At 32.1% G+C, this 22388-nt stretch carries 15 protein-coding genes and 1 pseudogene; 9 read left to right on the top strand and 7 right to left on the bottom strand.

Going from position 1 to position 22388, the window contains the following annotated elements; genetic code table 11:
- The 3 genes from E4O04_RS09775 to E4O04_RS09765 are packed head-to-tail and all read left to right on the top strand — an operon-like array spanning nucleotide 1 to nucleotide 858.
- On the top strand, nucleotides 1–207 hold the full coding sequence (locus E4O04_RS09775) for a hypothetical protein (RefSeq protein WP_253707663.1): 207 nt from the start codon (nucleotides 1–3) through the stop codon (nucleotides 205–207).
- A complete protein-coding gene (locus E4O04_RS09770) occupies nucleotides 207–482 on the top strand; it encodes a hypothetical protein (protein ID WP_253704242.1) in 276 nt (91 codons plus the stop codon). The genes E4O04_RS09775 and E4O04_RS09770 overlap by 1 nt, the downstream gene beginning before the upstream one ends.
- Before the next feature lie 58 nt (nucleotides 483–540).
- A complete protein-coding gene (locus E4O04_RS09765; protein WP_002686806.1) occupies nucleotides 541–858 on the top strand; it encodes a hypothetical protein in 318 nt (105 codons plus the stop codon).
- A 115-nt stretch (nucleotides 859–973) separates the two neighbouring features.
- Here E4O04_RS09765 and E4O04_RS09760 read toward each other — a convergent pair whose 3' ends face one another.
- The 5 genes from E4O04_RS09760 to E4O04_RS09740 all read right to left on the bottom strand — a co-directional run bounded on the left by E4O04_RS09760 (nucleotide 974) and on the right by E4O04_RS09740 (nucleotide 12052).
- Entirely contained in the window at nucleotides 974–2095 is a 1122-nt protein-coding gene (locus E4O04_RS09760) for a JAB domain-containing protein (RefSeq protein WP_253707661.1), read from the bottom strand.
- Nucleotides 2085–3026 carry a hypothetical protein gene (locus E4O04_RS09755; protein ID WP_253707659.1) on the bottom strand — a complete coding sequence of 314 codons (942 nt, stop codon included), beginning with the start codon at nucleotides 3024–3026 and terminating at the stop codon, nucleotides 2085–2087. Before E4O04_RS09755 ends, E4O04_RS09760 begins: the two co-directional genes overlap by 11 nt.
- A 73-nt stretch (nucleotides 3027–3099) precedes the next feature.
- Nucleotides 3100–3903: an ArdC-like ssDNA-binding domain-containing protein gene (locus E4O04_RS09750; RefSeq protein ID WP_253707657.1), complete on the bottom strand. Its 804-nt coding sequence runs from the start codon at nucleotides 3901–3903 to the stop codon at nucleotides 3100–3102.
- 213 nt (nucleotides 3904–4116) lie between these two features.
- A complete protein-coding gene (locus tag E4O04_RS09745; protein WP_253707655.1) occupies nucleotides 4117–10953 on the bottom strand; it encodes a MuF-C-terminal domain-containing protein in 6837 nt (2278 codons plus the stop codon).
- A gap of 454 nt (nucleotides 10954–11407) precedes the next feature.
- Entirely contained in the window at nucleotides 11408–12052 is a 645-nt protein-coding gene (locus tag E4O04_RS09740; protein ID WP_253707653.1) for a hypothetical protein, read from the bottom strand.
- 183 nt (nucleotides 12053–12235) lie between these two features.
- Here E4O04_RS09740 and E4O04_RS09735 point away from each other — a divergent pair, with 183 nt between their 5' ends.
- Both E4O04_RS09735 and E4O04_RS09730 read left to right on the top strand, forming a co-directional pair.
- Nucleotides 12236–12655, top strand: coding sequence for a hypothetical protein (locus E4O04_RS09735; protein ID WP_253707651.1), 420 nt, complete (start codon nucleotides 12236–12238; stop codon nucleotides 12653–12655).
- Nucleotides 12656–12664: 9 nt separating this feature from the next.
- Entirely contained in the window at nucleotides 12665–13405 is a 741-nt protein-coding gene (locus tag E4O04_RS09730) for a PilZ domain-containing protein (protein ID WP_253707649.1), read from the top strand.
- A gap of 197 nt (nucleotides 13406–13602) precedes the next feature.
- Here the strand turns inward: E4O04_RS09730 and E4O04_RS09725 are convergent.
- Nucleotides 13603–14160: pseudogene (locus E4O04_RS09725) on the bottom strand (DUF3825 domain-containing protein); the annotation flags it as partial.
- 325 nt (nucleotides 14161–14485) lie between these two features.
- Between E4O04_RS09725 and E4O04_RS09720 the strand changes: the two are divergent.
- Genes E4O04_RS09720 through E4O04_RS09705 form a run of 4 tightly spaced genes read left to right on the top strand, consistent with a single transcriptional unit; the run spans nucleotide 14486 to nucleotide 16355 of the window.
- Nucleotides 14486–14692, top strand: a complete 207-nt coding sequence (locus E4O04_RS09720; RefSeq protein ID WP_253707647.1) for a hypothetical protein — start codon at nucleotides 14486–14488, stop codon at nucleotides 14690–14692.
- Nucleotides 14682–15173: a hypothetical protein gene (locus E4O04_RS09715; RefSeq protein WP_253707645.1), complete on the top strand. Its 492-nt coding sequence runs from the start codon at nucleotides 14682–14684 to the stop codon at nucleotides 15171–15173. Before E4O04_RS09720 ends, E4O04_RS09715 begins: the two co-directional genes overlap by 11 nt.
- Before the next feature lie 27 nt (nucleotides 15174–15200).
- Nucleotides 15201–15626: a hypothetical protein gene (locus tag E4O04_RS09710; protein ID WP_253707643.1), complete on the top strand. Its 426-nt coding sequence runs from the start codon at nucleotides 15201–15203 to the stop codon at nucleotides 15624–15626.
- 3 nt (nucleotides 15627–15629) lie between these two features.
- Nucleotides 15630–16355: a hypothetical protein gene (locus E4O04_RS09705; protein WP_253707641.1), complete on the top strand. Its 726-nt coding sequence runs from the start codon at nucleotides 15630–15632 to the stop codon at nucleotides 16353–16355.
- A gap of 61 nt (nucleotides 16356–16416) precedes the next feature.
- On the opposite strand, the gene E4O04_RS09700 is transcribed toward E4O04_RS09705, so the two are convergent.
- Nucleotides 16417–22386: a hypothetical protein gene (locus E4O04_RS09700; RefSeq protein WP_253707639.1), complete on the bottom strand. Its 5970-nt coding sequence runs from the start codon at nucleotides 22384–22386 to the stop codon at nucleotides 16417–16419.
- Nucleotides 22387–22388 lie beyond the last annotated feature (2 nt).

The following is a 22388-nucleotide window of genomic DNA, read 5'->3' as shown; positions in this document are numbered from 1 at the left end:
ATGGATATAAAATTAAAAATAACCCCTGAAACAGCAAGACAGATAGCCTGCGATTTAAACAATAAGGAAATTAATTTTTTACCTGAAACGGAAGCATTTTTGAAGAATACTTTAAACATAGTAAACAGAAAATGTCTTTCTCTTAGGGATGAAATTGAAGAATTCGATGAAATAAATCTTACTTATATAAGTAATGGAGGAAAATAATGAATACCATATCAAGATTTTTGCATTTACAAAACACACAACTTACGGATGAACATAACCTTATATTAACTGATGATGTAGTTTTAAAAGACGGAAGTATTTTACAGTTTGATAATAAAGGTTATTTGCATGGAACAATTGAATGTGACGATGGACAGTTAGAATATTGGGTACACGGGCGTCTTCATGGAAATCCTGCCGTAGTAAGCGGCGATCTTAATATTCGTGAACATTGGCAAAATGGAGTATTTATTTCTTGCGAAAAGTTAAAATAAATACCTTGTAATTTATATCGTTTTAATGATAAAATAACAACATAAGGAGATAAAGAGAATGGAATTAAAAGATTTTAATATTGAAATGTTAAAAAATCCTATTATAAAGGATGAGTTTACCGAAGACGGTAAATTGATATATGGAGTAAGGATAATAGAAAACCATGTAATTCGATTCTATGATGGTAAGATTACAAATTTTATCCTTGAAGATGAAAGTCCTGACCCCGCAGTAGAAGGTCCCGGCTTTATAGAGTACAGAACCGATGGAGTTATTACAAGAGACGATGAAAATCGTCCTGCAAGAGTAAGTAACGGATTTAAACATCGAGAGTTCTGGAAAGACGGAGTTCTAATCCGAAGCGAGGATGTGTAAATATTTTTAAAAAATTATCCACAAATGCACAAATCCACATGAAAGGGAGGAGCCTAAAACTCCGTACTGATTGTGGAGCTTGTGTAGCTTGTGGTTAATTTTAAAATGTAAAAAATTATCTTTCAACATAGAAAAAATTCTTTTTTATTTCTTTAGAAGCATTAGTTTTTTTAAAGTTTTTAGATTGTTCAAAACCGACATCTGCAATACTCGGAAAAGAGAAAAAATGAGGATAATGAGTTTCAGTATTTTGAGCAGAAATACTCCATGCAACAGGATTATTATCTTTTAAAATTACAACATCCATAAAAATGTCTTTTCTTGCAATTTTATCAATAGGTATAGTTGTCTTTTCATTTACCACCACAGGAATAAATCCTTTAATACCAAAGTTTTTTGCAGTTTGTGTAAGAGAATTTCTTAGATCAAAAAAAGCTTTCTTATCTTGTGAAGCATTAAATATTGTTTCATTATCAATAAATTTTACTGCAATAGGTTTATTATCATTATTTACACAAAAAAAAGGAGTAAAAGATTTAAAATTCCAATTTTCTTTGGCATCTAATTTTTTTGCAATATCATGTAATATTGTAATTTCATACGGAGAACTAAAAGTATAATTAAAATAAGGTTTTATATTTTTCTTTATTAAAGGATCTTTATCATTAATATTCATATTATTGGTTAAAATAATATATTCATTATTCCACCCTTTATTTGGTGTATAAAAATTAAATTTCCCATGATCTAAAATAATATGACCTAAAAACTTATTTTTACCACCAAGCTGATTTATTTTTAACTCGATTTTTGAAGTAAGAAAAATATCTTCTGAACTTTCTTGGACATTGCCGGAAGGATGATTATGTGCTAAAATAATCTTCAAATCATTTTTTTTAACATGTTCACAAATTAAATCTAAAAAAGGGTCTTCTGATGGAAACCTTTTAAAGTTTTTATTTGGCTGAAGAGCAGCTTTACAGCTATTTAGACTATGGGAACAAATTCCTATATGTTCGACTATTTTATAATCTTTATCTAAAAATAAGTATCTAAATGTCTCTTCTTTTTTATTACGATAGATAGATAAAACATCTCCTAATTTTTTTATAGATTCTGAATCAAAACAATTATCATTATTGACAAGTTTTACTCCTATAACTTCTTCAACCGAAGGAGGCGGTTCTCTTATTTTTGCCGAAAAAACATGTTGGAAACGAGGTTTTTTATCTTCCATATCCATACTCCAGTTTATGAGTATTAGTTTTAGCCTTAATGGTTTCGTGTTTTTCATGGCTACGGTCATAAGAAACATCTTTACTCATTATTAAGTTAGCTGTCTCCTGACCTTTAAATACAGAACGCATTAAGGCATCCGGTTTCAATTTATTATCGGCGATAGCCTTAAGACTGGAGTCAATTTCTTCACGCATTTTCATTTTAGCGACTATTTCATTTTCCGGCTTAATATATTTATCGCCTATTAGTTCAAACCCGCCATGTTTTTGAGCCAAATTATGAATCATGACAGCTTCAAACGAAGAAAGTAAATTTTTATTTTCTTCTCTATTTTGCTGTAAAAGATTGGTCATTTTCTTTCGATTATCAGGATTTTTACAATTATCCTTATAAAATTCTTTAGCATCTTTTTGAATTTCATTTTTAATTTTATTTGTTTCTTTTTCCTGATTATATTCTTTAGCTACTTTTTTTAATATTTTTTGACTTCGCTCATCAAATTGTTCAAGATTATACATGAATTGATACTTTGTTTTTGCACCCGATTCTGCAACTTTCATTTCATGCAAAATCGGTTGAATACTTGAATATTTACCATCAGCGCATACAAGTAACGGTCTTATATTTTTTGTTGTATCAAGACTCAAGTTAAGTTCTAAAGCATCCTTTCCGAATATATAAGTATTCCCTCCTGCTCCTGTAGAGGCAGAATGCAATTCGGCGGCAACTTTATTTATATCTTTCATAATACTTCGGTTAAGCATATTTTCAGGAATATCTTTTTTTGTATGGTCAAAAAAAGGAAGAATATCCTTACTTGAACATTCCTGTAAAAGAGAGTTGAATTGAGTAATATAATAATCTTCAGGAGAACCATATTTATAAGGCTCCCATACAGTTTTAATTGATCCATCCATTAAACTAGGCATAACTTACTCCTTATAAAGTAATAAAAAGGATGGACTCATATTAAAATATGAAGTCCATCCTTAAAAATAAACCTTACCTTTCAACTGCAATAGCGCGCTCGATAGGTTTTACCGATTTTTGCACTTCTTTTCCCTTATTAATGTCCTTATCAGGGTTTGCTTTTAAGAAGTCTTTACCGTTTTCAGTATTAAGCCATTGCTGGCCTTTTTCGGTTTTAAGCCATTCTTTACCTTTGTCTGTTTCGATAAAGATTTCTTTTGCAGCTCTGTCGCCCATTTTGAAAATCTGCATAGGAGATTTTTCAAGTTCTTTTGCAAAGTTTTCTTTAAACTCAGCAGCAACTTCGGGAGAGGCGGTAAAAGCTCTGTTTTCGTTGACACATTTGAGATAATTAGTGATATAATCTTGTGCATCAGATGAGAGTTGAACATGTTTTTCTTTTTTTGACTCGGCCTTTACCGACTGATAGGGAAGAACATCAGGATTGGAAGTTTGACTTTCAGCAAAATAACGGGTTACCGTGTTACTATTTTTCTCCTTATCATAGAAAGAAAGGTAAAAACCTTTTTCTCCGGCCCGAATAGAAGTTTTTGCCTTTTGAGCTTGTCTAAAGGTTAAGATATTATCATTATCTACACCTCTTTCATGCAAATACATTTTTGCAATAAGCTGATTTGCCCCTTGAAGCTCATAACCTGCGGTAGTCTTAACAGATTTTACATTGCAAAATCCATTTTCGTTTGGTAAGAAAGGAAGGTTATCGGTAGCCAATAACTGCTTAAACTTATCGGTTGTAATCCTTTCTACAGGAATACGATCCGATTTTCCCAATACTTGTGTAGAATTGCTTTCTACTTTTTCATTTAAATCACTCATAATTTTCTCCTTAAAGCGATATATTTTGATAAAAGGAATTTTTATCAATCACTATAATTAGTATACGCTCTTTATTTCTTTTTGTCAATATTGTATATAAGATATTGACAAATTTTTTATAAATTGTTATACTAAGTATGTTACTACACATAAAAAAAATTATCTGAATTATCTGCAAGAAAACTCCTTAAATCTCTTTCTTGCAGATTTTTTTTACCTTTCTATTGAATTTTCTATTTTTTTATGACCGGGAGCCTTTGTGTTTAAGAATAAGGTCTCTTTTTTAGTGTTTGAAGATGACTTTACACCAAAAAAATCAGATTTTTTTTCTGCAACCATAAATTCAAAAGGAGCTTGTTTATATGTTTTAAGCGGCACGGCTTCAGTTCTAACCTTATCTGTCCTAAATACAGAATGACCTATATTCGGAACTTTCTTAACTTTATTGGATTGATTGTTTTTTATTTTATATTGCTTTTTTAGTTTTTCCATCGGGCATAAATCGTTAAGAATTTTATTGCAATTATCCTTTACTATTTCCGGTATAGGCAGCAATGTTTTTTGGCTTTTTTCAGCTTCAGCAATGAATTTTTTAATAAAGTTGTCTTTTTCATTTTTCATAACATCAATTTTTACATCCAATTCTTGTTTTTCTTTATTTAGCTTTGCAATTACTGTATATTGCTCAGCTTCAGATGTAATTCCAAAAGATTTACACTTTTTATCTAGAGAAGCTAATCTATTTTTAAAAAAGGTTAATTTTTTCTTATCATTTCTCACTTCATAATAAGCTGCCTCTTCTTTATATTCCTTTCTTTTTTCAATAATCTCATCTATAGATTTTATTTTCATATTTATAATTGATATATCCCTTTTAAAACTACTTACTCTTTGTTCGATTAGAAAATCAGCCTTTTTTATAGGATCCTTAATTAGATCAAACTTTAATTCTTCAGGATGAATATGCTCAACATTGAGTTTATCTCCTTTGTAACTCCATAAATCCTTTATTCGGGAAGACTTTTCATCATGTTTTTGAAGCATAAGAGAATCAATAGAATCATACATTACAGGATATACTATATGAACATGTCCTTGTTCGTTACCCTGCCTCCAAATACGGCCTTCAACCTGAATACTTTCCGTGGGATTCCAACCTAACATAGTATTATAAAGAGCAAAGGAATTTCCGTTTAAGTCAATCCCTTCGCTTATAGTTTCACTGCCGATTATTATTTTAAGCTTTTTATTTTTATCGTTAAAATCTTCGGTTATTTTATCTTTTTGAGCATTAGTTGTAGAAGAACTTACCAAAGCTATAGCATCTTTTGGTATTCCATGAGAAACGAGATAGTTTTTCACATGAGAAAATTCCGTGACACCTCTAGGCATATACATAACCTGCCCTCCTTGAGGTTCTTTTTTATAAGAAGCAATTATAGAATCACATACAAAGGTAAGTTTAGGAGAGCTTTCAACAATTTTTGAAGGAGGAGGAAGCTCAAAATCATATACCGGATTAACCAAAGCCGGCGATAAAAGAGCCATACGCATATTATTCATTGCAACAAGAACGGCTCCGGGATCATCTTTAGAAGCATTTTGGATTCTTTGCGTTTCAGCCTCTATAATTTTCTTTTGAATATCATTCATCTTAAGCTCTACAACATGAGGTATCTTTTTAGGTCTTATAACTCCAGCTTCTTCAGCATCTACTTTATCTATATACTCGGTTAAAAGATTTTGCAAACTCTTTAAATTCTTAAAGTTTTTCATAACCTGTTTAGGTTGAATATCTCCTTTAGGCTTTACAACCCATTCGGTTTTAGTTTCTGCAAATTCGGTTAAAAAAGCACTTAAATTATAAATATGCATATCTTTTAATTTTTGACGGGCAACATATGAAAGCATTGAATAAACTTCCGTAGGTGAATTAGTAAAGGGAGTTGCTGTAAGAAGACATACATTTCTTCCATCATTTTCTTTTTGAATGAGCTGAGTGATTGCAAATAACTTTTGCGCTCTTTTAGAAGGAACACCGCTACCTATTCCTTCAAATTCATTTGCTGTCTGCTTTTCATCTTCTTTAACTGCTCTAGGAACTGTAAATAAATTCTTAAATCGATGAGCTTCATCCACAGTTATAGAATCAAAACCGGTTTTTTCCCAAAAGACATAATCATCATCCTTTGCCTGTGTTGCCCCTCCCAATATTTCATATACCCTTTCTTTGTCTTGAGCGTCGGTTCGAGCGTTTCCGGTTAAGTTTAAACGGGCATCAAGTAAGTCTGCTGCTATTTCATTATCAATAGTTTCTTGCATAAAAGTAATTTTTTGCAAGGCTTCAATTGTACAAACAGAAATACTTTTTTCGGGGATATTAAGACCATGATCATCGGCAGCAAAAGGTTTTAAAACATCTTTACTGAAATTTCCTAGCTCGTTTACCTTTATATTCGGAAACAACTCTTTTATATCTTTTACCCATTTTGAATAAACCGACTTAGGCACACATATTAAAGGCCTTTTTGCTCTTTCTGACTGTATTTGATTTGCATTAAAGACTATACCGCAAGCGGTTTTTCCGACTCCGACATCATATGCCAAAAGACCGTTACCTTTATTTGATAAAAAAGAAACGCCTTTTATTTGCTGATCGTAAAGAGTAAATTCTTCACCATTTTTAAACCGATTCATACCTTCAACAAATAAAGGGAATTTAGTATAATCCGGATTAACATACCCGTTAAACCTTCTATTCCACATATCGCAAAGCTCATCTTTTAAATGTGGAGGTACACCTTCTTGAATATATCTGTTAAAAAGGCGTTCTGCCGTATCACGGCGTGTGTTTCTCTTTTTTTGAGCTTCTATTTGAGCCGCTTTTTTTTCTTCTATCCCATCCGCGGCCCTAGCCCTTACAGGCTCCTTGTTAATAAAACTTATAATATCATACCAGCCTATATTTTCAGGCATATCATTTTTATTTAATGGAGAGTATTCATAATCGATATAATAAGTAGTTGTATAATTTTTAAGATTATTTGCTTGAGCTTGCGCCTGCTCTTTTTCTCCTGTTGCCCACTTAATAAAACCTTCCTGTAAGTTTACATAAGTACCATCAGGATTTCGTTCGACTATAAACTCTTGAGCAATCGAAGAATGAACAGGAATATTTATTTTTTCATAAGATATTTTTTCAGGAATTGCATTTTGAAGAATTTTCTTCCGTTTTAAATAAACTTGAAAATCTATCTTATGGGCTTCCTTTTCAAGTTCATCCAGCTTCTCATAAATATTACCTTTTGTATAGTTTACTATATGCATCCACGAAGATGAGTCTATCTTTACATAATTGGGATTTTTACGGATAAAATCAATATCTTCTTTAGTCATTGCCGATTCATTGATTTTTCCTTCATAATCGGTAAGTTTCCAGATAGGCAGTTCTCTTTTATCTATTTCTTTTCCATATTTTAAACCAAATTCATCGGCAGATAGTAAGGAAGATTGAGATACATTATTTTCAACTTCTTCAACTTCTTCAACTTCATTATTCTTTTCTTTTTTTATTGGATTTTCGTTTTTTTCTTTAGCTTTAGAAACATTAATATTTTCTATTGCGGTAAAAGAAATGTTTTTAGGTACAATAAGATTAAGAGCTTCTTGTGTAGAATATTCGTTAAAGGGAATTATCCTTTTTTCCGGTTTTCCGAATCGGTCCGATACTTCCTTTTCTTCTCCTAAAACATGATCAGGATTTAAGGAAAAGAAGGTATCGCTGCAAAAGTCCTTTATATTCCCCTGTCCCTTTTTGATGATTACAATATCGGTACCTACATCCGTAGTATTAAAAACTCCTGAAGGAAGCCTCCAAGCATCTATCAATTCGCCTTTTGAAGCGATAAGACGCTTTCCTTCGTTTTCTCCGTTACTTAAAAAAGAAGATGGAAGAACAAAGGCTAAAACACCGTTTTCTTTTAAGGTATCAAGACCTCTTTCTATAAAATACTGCTCATATCTTGAGTGTTTTTTTCCTTCACCTTTTCCCTTATAAACACCAGTATAGTCTCCGTAAGGAGGATTACCAATAACAAGATCGTATTTTTTACCTTCATAATTTTCTTTATGGATAACTCCGTCTTTAAAAAAGAGCTCCTGAAAGGCTTGATTTTTAACTTCTGCATTAGGATGCAATATAGAAGCAATACGTGATGAGGTTTTATCAAGCTCGATTAAGGTACATTCATTTTTATCTCTTCCGTGAATAAAGCGGCCGGTGCCTCCGGATGGTTCCAATACTGTTTTTGCATTTGGAGCATAACTATCTACAAGTTCCCATACCTTATTTACGACAGAATTGGGAGTGTAAAACTCATAAAGCACTCCTGATGTACTTCTATTTTCTTCTCCTGTTCCTCCTCCGCCTTCATATTGTGATAGGAGCTTTTTATCTTCCTGTGTAAACTCATGATCCTCTTTAGAATTAAGAAGATTAAGGCAAATTTCACGGATTGATTTTACTTCTTTTAAAGTTTTTTTATCATCATCTATAAGTCCATTTCGAGGTTGATTAGGCTGAACTTGATATTCTGTTTCGTTATTTCCCTGCCCATTTTGCGGTTCATGGCTATTGCCCACTTGACTGCGTTCTGTTTGCCCATCTTGCAAACTTTCGGGAATTTCGCCTCTTGAAGACTCATTGCCGCTTCTTCCAATAGCTTCTGTTCTTCCCTGCTTAAGTCCGCTATCATCCAAGCCGGTATTTCTTCCCTCGTCCTTATTCCGTTCTCCTCCGTTTCCCGTATTACGGTTCCCTTCTCTGTCTTGTACTCCCTGATTATTTTTTCCATTTTGCTTCTCCTTATTTTGTTCAGTTTCATTATAATCTTTTTCATTTTGATTGTTTTTTTCTGCTATAATTTTATTATATTCTTTTAATTGATTTTCAAAAGTAGAAATAACATCATCCATTTTGATGATTCGTATTTTGTTTAATATAATACGATCTTGTAAATTTTTAATATTTTCATTATTTATAGTATCTCTTACTTTTTTTATCTCATCACCGTAATGTTCCCATAGCTGTCCTGTTTGAATACTTTTTTGTGCAGCCTCAATCCATTTAGGAAGTTTTTCTTTTAAATTTTGAGAGGCTTTAATTCTATGTTCAAGTATTCTTACTGTTATAGAATTCCCTTTGATAATCTCTTCTGTTTTTTGTATTTGTTCCTCTGTATATTTTCCGGATTTTGCAATTTCATTAAGGAATTCTTCGGGAGTGCGGGAGGTGTTATATGGTAAATGGTCAATTTGAAGGGGTGTATTTTTAAACACAGTCTTCCATTCGTTTTCTTCTTTTAAGTAATCATCTGTATTGATCGGAAACCAATAATCGGCATCCTTAATAAGCTCTTCATGTTGTTTTTCTACCTGTTTAACCAAAGTATCATATTCTTCTTGTAAAGGTTTTTCTTTATACCATTTATCAAAGACACGCATTGCATCGTTTAAACCATTTTCGGTATTAAGCCTCTGCCAGCAAAAATTACGAGGCGACCACCTCCAACCGTGTGATTTTAAATCGTTCCTAATTTCTTCATTCGGTGCACCCGGAAAAAAGATTTGAACCCGTTCCATTTCGGTATTGTTTAAAATTTTTATTTTATCGGTTTGTACAAGAATACCGGTGTTTTGCTTATTCTCCGTATTTACAGAAAGCTTATCATTATTTTGAGCTTGAATAGGCTTTTCTTGCGCTTTCTGTTCTTTCTTTTTTTCAGGATCATTTAAAAAGTCAAATTCAAATTGTCCGCCTGAATAATAAGCTTGTTTTTGATATAAAATGTTAAAATCGGGATTTTTTTCCTTGACAGCTTTATGATATTCTGCTATATTATTATATAGAAGCTGAGATTTGTAATTGCGTGGGTATTGTACCTGCGGGGGGACAATATCTTGGCTTTTTTTGTTTAAGTATAAAATTCTATTTTCTTTAAAAGCATTTTGTACAAACTTATTAAAATTATTTCTACCGTAGATACTTTTCGCGAGATTTATATCTATTTCAATATCATTAAAGTTACCTTTTTTGTTGGGAGAAAAAGGAACAATGATTTGCCTGCCTTTTCTATCTTTTAATTCGATGACTGCAATTATATCTTCTTTCTTACTTTCTTTTTGAGATTGCATAATTATCAAAGGTTTTTTGATGGCTTCGGGTATTTGTTTAATCATTTCAGCTGGAATACCGTGATAGTTTATATTTGGATCATTCCCTCTTTTCATCATAGCCGTTTTTAAGTGAAATGCAGTAGCCATCACAGGCAGCCGCTCAAAACCCAATTCCTGATAGATCGGCGGAGTCATTCCAAGGTATACATGAGAAGAGGAAAATTTTGATGTTTCATCTTTAAAATTTGCAATCTTATCAATAGTTTTATCAAATTCCTCTTGATTAAACTGGAATCGGCCGTGTGTGAACATTTGATCATATACTTTAATGATTTCAGGATTAAGCTCTATTATACGGTCAAGGCCGTTATAGACTCTCTGCATATAAAGGCTTCCTTTTTCAAAAACCTTTTCAAGTTCTTCATTTTCGGTTAAACGAAGCCTTATATATTCTTCAAAGCCTACGGCAAAGGATTCTTCTTGAATTTCAGACCAATTACCGTTTTCTACTTTAAAAGCCCTTTCTGCTATTTCTTTTAATTCTCCCGATAACTGCCGCCTAAATCCGTGGGCTACTTCATGTGTAAAGGTAGAAAAGTCTGCATTTTTGCCTGTTTTAATGATAGAAGAAGCCTCTTCCCCTATAAATCTGATATACCCCTTATACTCATCATTTAAAGAATTATCCTTCTCGGAAAAACCGTTAGGATGGTAGGTTCTCATATATTCAGGTAAAGACAGTTCAAGAGATAAGGCTCTTTCCTTTATTAAAAGCAAGGCAGTCTCAGCCCCTTCATTGTCAAGATTAAAGTTTTCTTTTATTTCGTCCAAAAGAGTTGAATAAAAATTATCATTTTCCCTATCGTATTTTCCCATACTAATACCTCATCTTTATAGTGTTTTTGCAAAAAAGGAGAATTGTTTTTGCATATATATCTTACTTGAATTATATCATATTGTCAATATTGACAATATGATATAATTCAATATAAACTACCCCAACCATAGAAGGTTTTATATATTGCATAACAAGGGTGTAGGAGATAAAGTCCGGCTTCTTTGTACCGATAAGACTGCTTCGATTATATTAGATGTCAAAATAGAAAAAAACTCAAATAATACAATTTTTATATATAAATTTTCTGTTTTACTTGGTTAAGGAAGTCTAAATGCTAATCCTTCAAAACAAATATATAAGAAAAAATAACATTAAATCAATGACCTCTGATCTTAAAATATTTGATCAGATGTCATATTATTAAATATTAAAAATTACTTTACAGGAATTTTAATTTTTTTGTTGTATTACCATGTACATATTCTATTTCAATCATTCCATCAATTTTGCTGCTTTTTCAATGTTAATAAGCATTTCTGCGGTTGCCTGAACAACATTTGATTTTGTTGCAACAAGCTTTGCCTTAATCTTGGTGTTCCCTGGAGCAAGAGCTGTAAGTTGCGCCGTGGTATTTGTTCCTTCAATCGTACAGAGATTGGTATTTAAAGATTCGTATTCCACATGGCAGGGAATGGAAGTAACCGGCACTCTCATTGAAACATAGCCTGTATCTCCTTCGGTTAATTTATAATACTTTATTCCGAATTCGAATTGGGTATATTCTGAAACCTCTACAATAATTTGCTGCTCAAAAGCTGCTTTAGGGTGCGTTACATAGATTGTAGTTTGACCTTGACCAATAGGCTTAATACTTGCGACATTTGCAGAAAAATTAAGCTCAACAACATCGTAAGTATCTGCGTAAAAATTAAAAGAATACTTATCTTCAGTTTCTCCGTTTACTAAAGAAGCTGTAATAGCCATCTCCCCCTGATTAGGCTTCATCAAAATAATATTTTCAGGCACGCTTATATAGCATTTATTCGGCTTTACTTCATTGTCAAGATTAAAATTTTCTTTGGTTTCATCGAGCAGATTTGAATAAAAACTATAATTTTCCCTACCGTATTTTCCCATAACAGAACCTCATCTTTATAGTGTTTTTGCAAAAAAAGAGGAATTGTTTTTGCACATAGGTATCTTACCTTAATTTTATTATATTGTCAATATTTACATTGTTTTTGCATTATATATCTTATCCGAATTATATCATATTATCAATATTGACAATATGATATAATAAATGATACAATATAAATCATGAAAGTTTTTATTCCGGTTAAAGAGAGAGACGGATTTTCAGTTTTTGCAGAAGGGGCTTTGATTGATATGGAAAACACAAGCCGGGGAGACTTATATTTAAGCTTTTCTGACTCTGCCATTTTAGTCTTATATTACACATATCCCAACCATCGAAGGCTTTATATTTTACATACCAAGGGCGTGGGCGATAAAATTCAACTTCCTTGTACAGATACGCCGGCCTGCATAATTTTTCGAGGTATGGGAAAGGTTTTTGATGTTACAAAAAATGCTTTTTATTATTTGAGAAAAACTACAAATGAAGATTATTTATTTTTTCCGAAAGAATTTTATTATGAAATGGGAATTTTAGCCGATTCAAAAAAGCTAAATCGATTTAAATTAAACTTATTGATGAAAAAATATGGATTATTGTAGGAGTAAAAGATGTTGACTATTACAAAAGAAATATTGGAATATATAGAGATAAAAGCGGTATATATAAGCATAACGACTGACAAAAAAGTAGTTTGTTTACCTGTACAATTTTATGATGATTGTTGGAGAATATATATAGGGCTTGATAATAATTTTACAAGTAAATCGGCGTATCTTGAAATATTAAAAACAGATAATGAATTTATAAAAGTACCATGCAAAATAAAAAAAATTGATCAAAAATATAAGCAATATATAATCTTTTTTATAAAACCTTTACCTTTAAGTATCTCATATAAAATTAATGTACTAAAGGAAAAGTACGGTTCTGCAGAAAAACGGCAAGGTCTACGGTTAAAAGTAAGCAGGGAAAATTATAGACTTTTCGGATTGGATAATATAAAACAGAAGGTTGTTATATCTGGATTTGAATATGATTGTATAATTGAAGATGTATCAATGCACGGTATAAGAATAAGTTTTTATTATCCGAAATTTCAAACCGGAGAAGTTGAAAGTTTAACTCTTATATCATCCGTTTTAGGAATAAAACTTATGTTTATCAATCCTGTACTTTGTCTTTTTTTAATTACGGAGCCTATAAGAGTTCATTCTGCCGATAAAGAAACCGGAAAACTTATAATCGGCTGCAAAATAAAAGAGCCGGTAAACATAGGGTTCATAAATAAAGTATCGGAATTTGAGAAAAAAATGGAGAAAGGGTATGTTTTTCAACAGGAACGACAGTGAAGATAACAGAATAATCATATCTTTCATGGATTCAAGCTCAAGCCGCTCACGTCGAAAAACCGGCAGTATTATAGGCCCTGCTTTCAAGATTATAAAAATTGTACTATTATTTTTAGCCTGTTTATTTTTATATCATAGATTACCTTATTTTATATCAAGCATTACATACACTTTAAAGAGATTTTTAAGTTTTTAAATTATGGGCGTAACCATGAACTGTAAGGTTTTACAATAAGCCTAGCATTATTATATGCCATCTGTATTGTTAAACATGTATTTGCTCTATATACTTCCCCCATTCTATCAAGAACAAGGGCTAAATCCGCATTGGGGGAGCCCGGAGTTAAGCATAACGGAAGTAACAGCTGAATTTTTCCATCATAATATTGCGGAATTGCTATAGTATAGTTTGTTATAATTCTTTTTTTTACTTCTTCAACAGCACCTTCAAGTTGTCGTCTTCTTAAATCAATATTATCCAAATATTTAGGGAATCTATCAGAATTATCGTCAATTATATGATCTATGTCAGCTATAATGGGAATTTTAGTATCAAAAATAAGATTTTTTGGGTCGCTAAAATAGTTTGCAGCTTCCGGTAAATTATTAGCAAAAACTCCTAATAAAGAATAATCACTTTGCTTATTGAAGCTCTTAAAGAAAAGTTGATTGAGTTTATCTTCACGGGGATATTTATTTTTTTCAAATACAGCAAAAATTCTTTCATAATTTGATGTTACAAGACCTGTATTAAAACATGCAAATTGGTTAAATCAAATAACTCAAACATATTTTTACTCCAAAAAAAAAGCCAGCCTAAAAGGCTGGCTTATATTATGAAATCATATTATTTATGATGTATCCAAGCCTACATCAAAGCTATAAATAAAAAAAAATACTTAACAAAAATATATTGTAATTGAAGTTTACCGATTTTTTGCTTATGTGTCAATACTTTTTTTTACAAATTTTTAATAAAATTTCACTTTTTTCGACAAAAACACGATATTTTTACCACAGAAGCATAAAAAGCCGATAAAAGTTATTGACAAAAATGCTCTACTGTGGTATATTATATCTATGATTGACGGATATTATACGACAGAAGAAGTTTGTAACAGGAAAAATCCGCCTGAAAACAGGCGTAATGTTACAAATTGGGCTGAAAAGAACGGAGTAAAATATATTGGAGATGGAAGAAGAAAAATCTACCTTTATACAGAATCCGATATTGAAAAATTCTTTAATCGCCGTGGTAAAGGAAGGCCTAGAAAAGATGGCAAATGAGTATTACATAGAAAAGCTTATAAAAATAGTACCGTCGGAAGGTTTAGAAAACATCTCTTATGCACAGCAAATTATGATTGATAGAATAAAGGCGAGAACCTTACGTTCTTTCTGTATAGAGCATAATATTCCGAATAGCGATGTTTACCGAATGGCAACCGGAGAAAGAGCCCCCGGATATTATATAATCCTTGCACTTTGTGAGGTAATGCACCCTATATTATGGTTTACAAGCATCGATGAGGCAAAACCTAAGACAAAGAAAATAAAGACAATAACGATTGAAAAGGCAGAACTAAAAAACACACTCGGCTTTAAGAAGCTTGAAAAATTGAGTAAAGATGAGTTTTTAGACTTAAAAATTGACAAACAAGCCATATATAAACTAAAAACAGGTAAGACAAAAATTTTAACATTTAAAAGGATGATAGAATTTTCACCAAAAATCAATCCAACTGACTGGTTTATTTTTGAGGATTAAAGTATAATATCATAAGAGGAGAAAAAAATGAGTGATGATGCGTTTGAAGAGGCCAAACGGCAACAAGAATATAATAGGTTGGAAGAAGAAAAGAAAAAGAAAGAAGCGGAAAGAAAGAAGCTTTTTAAGAGAATTTTTGTATCGAAAAAAGAAAATGAAAAACGAATCTCGTTTGGTGGTTTTTTAGGAATTATATGGATTATTGCAATCATAGTTTTAAAAATAAACGACAATTGGTTTGGTGATGTTCTTTTAATTGGATTTATAGTATGTCTTGCCATCGCACTAATAATTGAAATTATTAAAAAGGGCATAACTGCAATACCCTATATATTAGGCATGTTTTTAGGGCTTATAGGATATGCAATTATTAGTCTTGTGAAGTTTATAATTGGATTATTTAAGAAAAAGAATAAAAATATTGAGAATAAAAATATTGAACAAGGAGAATAAAGAATGAAAAAGGTAATTTTATTATTATTGGCTGTACTTTTGATAAGTACTGTATTTGTGGGCTGTGATAAAAATCTGGCATCAGCTTTGGCATCAAAAGCGAAGCATATTTCTCTTGATCCCGATATAATAAACGTAAAAGTCGGAGAGACTGTAGAAGTTAAGGCTAAAATAACAGATGGGAATGATCAACCCGTAACAGTGGATAACTCTAAATTTGAATGGTCAATTGTAACAGGTGCCGATGCTATTGATATTGTACCCAATGGAAATACCGTAAAAATTACGGCAAAAAAGACATTTATCGGAAATGCTATGATTAAAATAAATCATCCCGAAGCCCTTTCATATATACAAAGAGTAGTACATATTACAAAAGAAGAAAATTCAGGTACTATTCCGGAAGAAGAAAAAGGTGATATTTTTTTCGTAATAGTGGGAGATGATACTTTTGAAGCAAGTCCTTTTTGGTATTCAATAAACAACGGCGATAGTCTTGACTTACGGGTTGAAATAAAAAAAACAAAAACATCTCCTTCCTTAGAAGTAGATAATTCTAAATTTGAGTGGACTATAATTGAAGGAAAAGATTTTATTAAAATCGAACCTAATAAAAATTACATAAAAATTACGGCAATTGGCAGAGACGGTAGTACTTCGCCTATTATCAAAGTAACTCATCCTTATGCAAAACAAGAAGGACGAGTTGAAATCGGAATTGCCCCTTAATAAAATTTTTTAATCATAAAAAAATGCTGCCTTTAAGGGGCAGCATTTTTATTTAAAGAACTTAATTTTCAGTACAATTAATATTACATTTTCTTACCTCGACTTTTACAGGTATCTTTTTTGTATACTGTCTATTATTATGTAAGTAATTTACAATAATAAACCCTGCCTGTACATCATCTGTTATCACTTTATCAGGAGTAATCACTTCTTTATTATACTCCTCACCTCCGTTGAGAGTACAAAGCTGACAAAAATCGTCATTTTGTGGTAAAAAATACTGTGGATATTCTTTTTTCTTGTTTTTATCGATATATACAGGCTTATCCAGTTTTTCATAACGAACTTTATCTGATACGATATTTTCTTGAGAAGCAGCTTGCGTAATAGTTTCAGGGAGAGATGTTTCATAACTACTTTCATCCCATACATATGCTTTAAATTCAGCTTCATGCTCTGTTCCGTTTTGGTCTGTATAATAATATGTTTCTTGATGCAAATGTAATTTAGGTTTTCTTTTAACAACAGTAAAAGATGAATGAGATTGGAACAAAGAATAAATATTGCCATTTTTAACAAAAAAACCTTTAAATTTCAGAATATATGAAGAATAGTCTTTATAATAAGTTGCAGCAATATAATCAACATAAGGATTCCCAGTTTCATCTTTATGTCTCAATACAGGCGCCCGCTCTGTTGTTTGTACTGTTTGTGCAGGTATAACCGTATTTAAGTCCTTATAATCATTCAAGTCAACATTTATAAAGTATTTATCCCCATTTTTTATCCAGTTAAAATACGACTTTCTGCCTTCATAAAGAAGGTATGGCTTATGAGTAATTTTATAAACCTTTACCGTATTATCATGGGTGTGCTTTAAATTAAATTTATTGTAATCTTCATTGGGTTTGAATACAATTTTTTGAGCTTCGCCATTAGGAGTCTTTTCAAAAGATACGGTTGAGATACTTACATCAGCATTTTCCTTATCGAAATCGAATTTAATATCAATGTCTTCTCCGTCCCCTAATACGATTAAGTTATCATTTATTTTACTAAAAATACCTTTTTGACTTATAATTTTTGGTAAAATATTTACTTGCTTGTATAATAGCTCAAGGTTACAAGTTCTTGTTCCAATCAACTTATCTCCATCTCTCGGATTTTTTGCAGTAATAGATAAGTTACCTTCACCTTCTTTAATGGGAGTGATAGTAATCTTTTTTTGAAGTTCATCAACTGTCCATTTTATAAAGTCGGTATTATTGTTTAATAAAACAACTTCTATGTTTGCATCTTCAGGCGTTACTTGATAATTTATAACAAACTCACCCTTAGGCTCTGCTTTTATAATCGACTTATCTATCGAGAATTTGTAATTCCAAGAACATTTTACTGCGAGAGTTGCTCTATTTCCGTATTGAGTTACAGCTGTAAGTCTTCCATAACCTTCGATTTTGCCTGTAATTGTAACCGTCTTTGTATGTTCATCGACGGAATAATCAAAATATTTATCGGAATCTGTAGTCCAAGTAATACCGGCATCTTCAGGAGCAACAGTATATTTAACGGTTTTAGTTTGTCCCGGTTCTACAAATATTTCCTGACTTGCAAAACTTATATTCCTTGAAGCTTCAACTATAATTTCGCATTCGGCAGCTTTACCGTTAGGAAGACGAGCGTGAAGAACCGTTTTACCTACATTTCTTGCAAAAACCGCAACGGTTTCACCTTTTCCTAAAACATCAGCTATTACGTTTCCGTTTTGCTTTTCGATAGACCATTCTATAGTTTTATAATCTTCGGGCTTTGCATTAGTTAATTTTGCCTTAACTTCAGTTCTGCCTCCTGTTTCAAGACGTATATAGGTTTTATTTAAAGAAATATCGACATCATCGGTTCCGGGAACAATTATTTTTATTATCAAATCTGTATTGCATTTATCGTGAGAGATTGTAACGGTACATTCACCGGCTTTTAAAGCTTGGAGCATACATTGCGGGCCTGCAGCAATACCTGTTGTAGAAGCTCCGACCAGCTTAATAACTGACGGATCGCTTGACTTCCATTTTAGATTTTGCTGATCGACCGTACCTATTCCTTGACCTGTGATATTAGCGGTTATCGTAGTCGTAGTTCCTTTTTCAATCGAATAAACGGTTTTTGTTGTAGTGATATAAATTAAGTCTTCCGTCGATTCTTCAATATTTATAAGCATTTCCGCTGTTGCTTGAACAATATTCGTTTTTGTAGCGACAAGCTTTGCCTTTACTTTAGTATTTCCCGGAGCAAGGCCTGTAATCTGTGCAGTTTTATTGGTTCCTTCAATCATGCAAATATTTGTATTTAAGGATTCATATTCTACATGGCATGGAACGGAAGTAACAGGAACACGCATAGAAACATATCCCGTTTTTCCTTTTGTAAGCTTATAATACTCCATACCGAATTCGAATTGGGTATATTCAGAAACCTTTACAATGATTTGCTGTTCATAAGCGGCTTTCGGGTGTGTTACATGGATTGTTGTTTGTCCTTGACCTATAGGCCTTATGCTTGCAACATTAGCAGAGTAATTAAGCTCAATAACATCATAAGTATCGGCATAAAAGTTAAAAGCATATTTATCTTCAATATCACCGTTGACCAAAGAAGCTGTAATAGCCATTTCACTTTGATTAGGTTTCATTGAAATAATATTTTCAGGAACACTTATAAAATACTTATTGGGCTTTGCCTCATCACAAATTAGTAATACATAGCAGCGATGTTCTGATTTTGGATGACTTATAATAAGACGAGTAGTACCTGCCTTAATTGCTCTCATTTTGCAAGAAGAACCTTGTCCGAACATCTGTACTATGCTTGAATCTTCTATCTGCCAGCTAAAATTTTGCTGATCAAATTCGGAACCGCCTTCAAGAGTTGCAGCAAATGTAGTCCAAGGAGATGAACCTTCTTGAGCTTTTAAAGTTAGAATATTAGTTGCAGTGCTTATGAAAGGATTTAAAACGGCAGATGAAGAGTCAACACAAATAACAATAAGTTCAAGAGGATATGTACATTTAGTGTTTGAAACCTTAATTCTTGCAGTTCCTACTTCATTTCCGTGAATAATAGCATTAGCCCCAACTCCTTGAGCTGTTGCTATCTCAGGATTTTTTGATTCCCATGAATAACCATCAATTATAACATCGGGAGAGTTCATAACTGCAACGGAAATATTTTTGGATTGACCTTTTGTAACAGTAATAACGTTATTTGCCGTAGTTAGATAAGAAAATCCTTCCAACTCCTCTTTACTGTTTCCGACTACAACCAAAACCGACTTAGTAAAATTGCTTTTAGGATGAGAGACGGTAATTAGGGCTTGACCTGCCTTAATAGGCTTAACAAGACAAGAGTCATCACTTTGGGATATGGAAGCAATATCCGGCTTATCGATTTCAAATTTAAACTTTTCATTTGTAAAATCCGAATAATTTACCAGTCTTGCCGTAATTTTTTTTGCCGGTTCATCTTTAATTGCAAGAATAGTATCTATATCTGTTGAAATATAGATAGTTTTATCGTTGTTATTAAAAATGTATTCTTTTCCTACCTTAACATGAATAGTAAGTTTATTTTGGCACTCAGGATGAGAAACGAAAACTTTTGTTTCTCCTTCCTTTAGAGCCGTAAAAACGGCCGAGCTGCCTTGTGAGTTAATAGAAACAATACCATTTTTCTCCGGAGTCCAAGAAATTCCTGATAATTTATCGGAAGATAAACCTATGGCAGACACCTCGACATTAGCCGATTCATTTTTTTCTTTTAATGAAACAACATTTTGAAATGTAGTCAAATAAGCTTCATCAGGTTCTGCTTCAATAATTGCATTTTTGGGTAAAACAGTAATATCAAAAGTGAGATTAGGAATATCAGGTAAATTTGATTTTAAAAGTATTTTTGCTTCACCTGATTTTAATCCGTTAACTTTTGTGAGTGTATAAAATGTTTTACCTGATTCATCAATATAAGGTTCACAATTTAAAATGTCCGGATTTAAAGAAGTCCATGTGAAATTTTTAATTTCTTCATCATTAAAACCTGTTTGTTCTGCCTGAATAATTAAAATATCGTCAACTTTCATCTTATAAGACTGTTTATAAGCATAAAGAGCCTTCATTTTATCAAGCTCTTCTTGAGTATCGGCAGTTAATACTACAATCTTTTTATCAACATCTGAGCGAGGATGAGAAACCGTAACATGAGATACATGGGAGCCTTGCCCGGTAGCCCTTATAACGGCTTTTTCTCCATTACCGGTAACGGTTATATGAGAACTTTCAGTATTCCAGATAATATTTGCATTATCGCTATCGGTTTTATTTTTACCGTGAAGATTTATATTAACTTCTTGTTCAGCTCCATTTAAAAGCCTTACAATAGGAATTCCTGTAAAATAAAAAGGCTCCTCTAATATGGCAGAAGAAGATAAAACTTTTACTAATACTTCAGTAGAATAAAGGATTTTAGGATGAGTAATCTCTATAACGGCCGTGCCTTCTGAAATAGGAGTAATATATCCTGTACCGTCTTCATATGAAGAAACAGCGGAACGGGTAAAAACTTCACCGTGTGTTGTTTCAAAATCAATAACTTTCTGCCCTGTGATTTTTGGAGTGTTTTTTATAGTCCATTTAAATTTCTTTTGATCACCGACCTCTCCTCCTACAAGAAGGATATTTAAAGGTATTGCTTCTGCCCCGACTTTAGTCCGTATATAGTTTTGAGAAGTAGTGATATAATGAGATGAATCTACGGCATCTGAGGTTTGATTTTTTACATTAACCATAATATCGCGAGAATATGCTGCCATAGGATGAGATACCGTTATTTTAACCATTCCATTCTTCTTTCCTGAAAGAAGAATTTCGTTTCCATAATGATTGCAAGTTATAACTTCATTATCCGGTATATCCCACTGAAATTCATTTACATCATAATTTTCAGAAGTTCCTTCAAGTTTTAAAGAAACTGTTTTAGTTTCATCCCCTGAAATTTCAACAAATGTATCGGAGGGGGTGATATAGACATTTTTTACAAGCTCTACAACTCTAGCTAAAATTTCTAATGGATATGGAGCTGCAGGATGAGAAATTTTAATCATTGCCGTTCCTGCATTTAAGGGAGTAATGACACATTTTTCTCTATTAAAATCTATTGAGCATACCTCTCCTTGATTCTGTATAAGTTCCCATTTAAATAAAGCAGGATTAAAATTGTTAGGAGGATTTTCCATAACAACCGTAATTTCTTTTTCGCCTTTAGTTTTTTGTAGCGTAATAACATTCTCATTTGTGCTTATATAGGTTGCATTTTGAGTATCAGGCAAATTATAAACCAGTATTGTATAAGGATATGCTGCTTTAGGATGAGTAATTGTAATCTTAGAGTTTCCTTCACTTTTTGCATTGATAAGACAGAACTGTCCGTTTGGAGCAATCTCTACAACTTCATTTTTTTCGTTTTTCCATGTAAATTTTTGACTGTCTTCTGCAGAACCTCCATAAAGAGATACTGCAACACGCTCTTGAGTACCCGGCCTTAACTGAATTATATTGCTTGTAGAATAAATATAAGGCTCTTTTTCGTAATTTTCATCGTAGCCTGAAACATTAATTATACATGTTGTTCTAATTCTGCCGTTTATGGCCGACAAAGTAGTTTTGCCTTTTTTTAATCCTTCTACAATAACACCTCTAGAATCGGTAATCAAATTGATTATAGCTGAGTTATATTCATATACTATATTTGCTTCATTTCTTTTACTTTCAGGTTTGGCTGTTAAAAGAATATGATCCATTCCGCCGATTTTAAGTTCTATAGAACTTTTACTCCAGCTTAACTGATCAAGCTGTACTGATGATGTTTCTTCTTCACCGTTTTTTTTACCGAGAAGACTTTGAATAGCCATTCTGCAGCTTGAAATATTTACAATAAATAATACTGTAAAAAACACGATTAGCTTAAAATTAATCTTTTTCATTT

The organism is Treponema sp. OMZ 799, from assembly GCF_024181365.1.
Taxonomy (GTDB): Bacteria; Spirochaetota; Spirochaetia; order Treponematales; family Treponemataceae; genus Treponema_B.
This window is presented reverse-complemented; position numbering and strand designations above follow the sequence as displayed.

Coding starts and splice junctions, on each gene's coding strand:
- E4O04_RS09775 (WP_253707663.1), top strand. CDS start 1: ATGGATATAAAATTAAAAATAACCCCTGAAACAGCAAGACAGATAGCC.
- E4O04_RS09770 (WP_253704242.1), top strand. CDS start 207: ATGAATACCATATCAAGATTTTTGCATTTACAAAACACACAACTTACG.
- E4O04_RS09765 (WP_002686806.1), top strand. CDS start 541: ATGGAATTAAAAGATTTTAATATTGAAATGTTAAAAAATCCTATTATA.
- E4O04_RS09760 (WP_253707661.1), bottom strand. CDS start 2,095: ATGGAAGATAAAAAACCTCGTTTCCAACATGTTTTTTCGGCAAAAATA.
- E4O04_RS09755 (WP_253707659.1), bottom strand. CDS start 3,026: ATGCCTAGTTTAATGGATGGATCAATTAAAACTGTATGGGAGCCTTAT.
- E4O04_RS09750 (WP_253707657.1), bottom strand. CDS start 3,903: ATGAGTGATTTAAATGAAAAAGTAGAAAGCAATTCTACACAAGTATTG.
- E4O04_RS09745 (WP_253707655.1), bottom strand. CDS start 10,953: ATGGGAAAATACGATAGGGAAAATGATAATTTTTATTCAACTCTTTTG.
- E4O04_RS09740 (WP_253707653.1), bottom strand. CDS start 12,052: ATGGGAAAATACGGTAGGGAAAATTATAGTTTTTATTCAAATCTGCTC.
- E4O04_RS09735 (WP_253707651.1), top strand. CDS start 12,236: ATGAAAGTTTTTATTCCGGTTAAAGAGAGAGACGGATTTTCAGTTTTT.
- E4O04_RS09730 (WP_253707649.1), top strand. CDS start 12,665: ATGTTGACTATTACAAAAGAAATATTGGAATATATAGAGATAAAAGCG.
- E4O04_RS09720 (WP_253707647.1), top strand. CDS start 14,486: ATGATTGACGGATATTATACGACAGAAGAAGTTTGTAACAGGAAAAAT.
- E4O04_RS09715 (WP_253707645.1), top strand. CDS start 14,682: ATGGCAAATGAGTATTACATAGAAAAGCTTATAAAAATAGTACCGTCG.
- E4O04_RS09710 (WP_253707643.1), top strand. CDS start 15,201: ATGAGTGATGATGCGTTTGAAGAGGCCAAACGGCAACAAGAATATAAT.
- E4O04_RS09705 (WP_253707641.1), top strand. CDS start 15,630: ATGAAAAAGGTAATTTTATTATTATTGGCTGTACTTTTGATAAGTACT.
- E4O04_RS09700 (WP_253707639.1), bottom strand. CDS start 22,386: ATGAAAAAGATTAATTTTAAGCTAATCGTGTTTTTTACAGTATTATTT.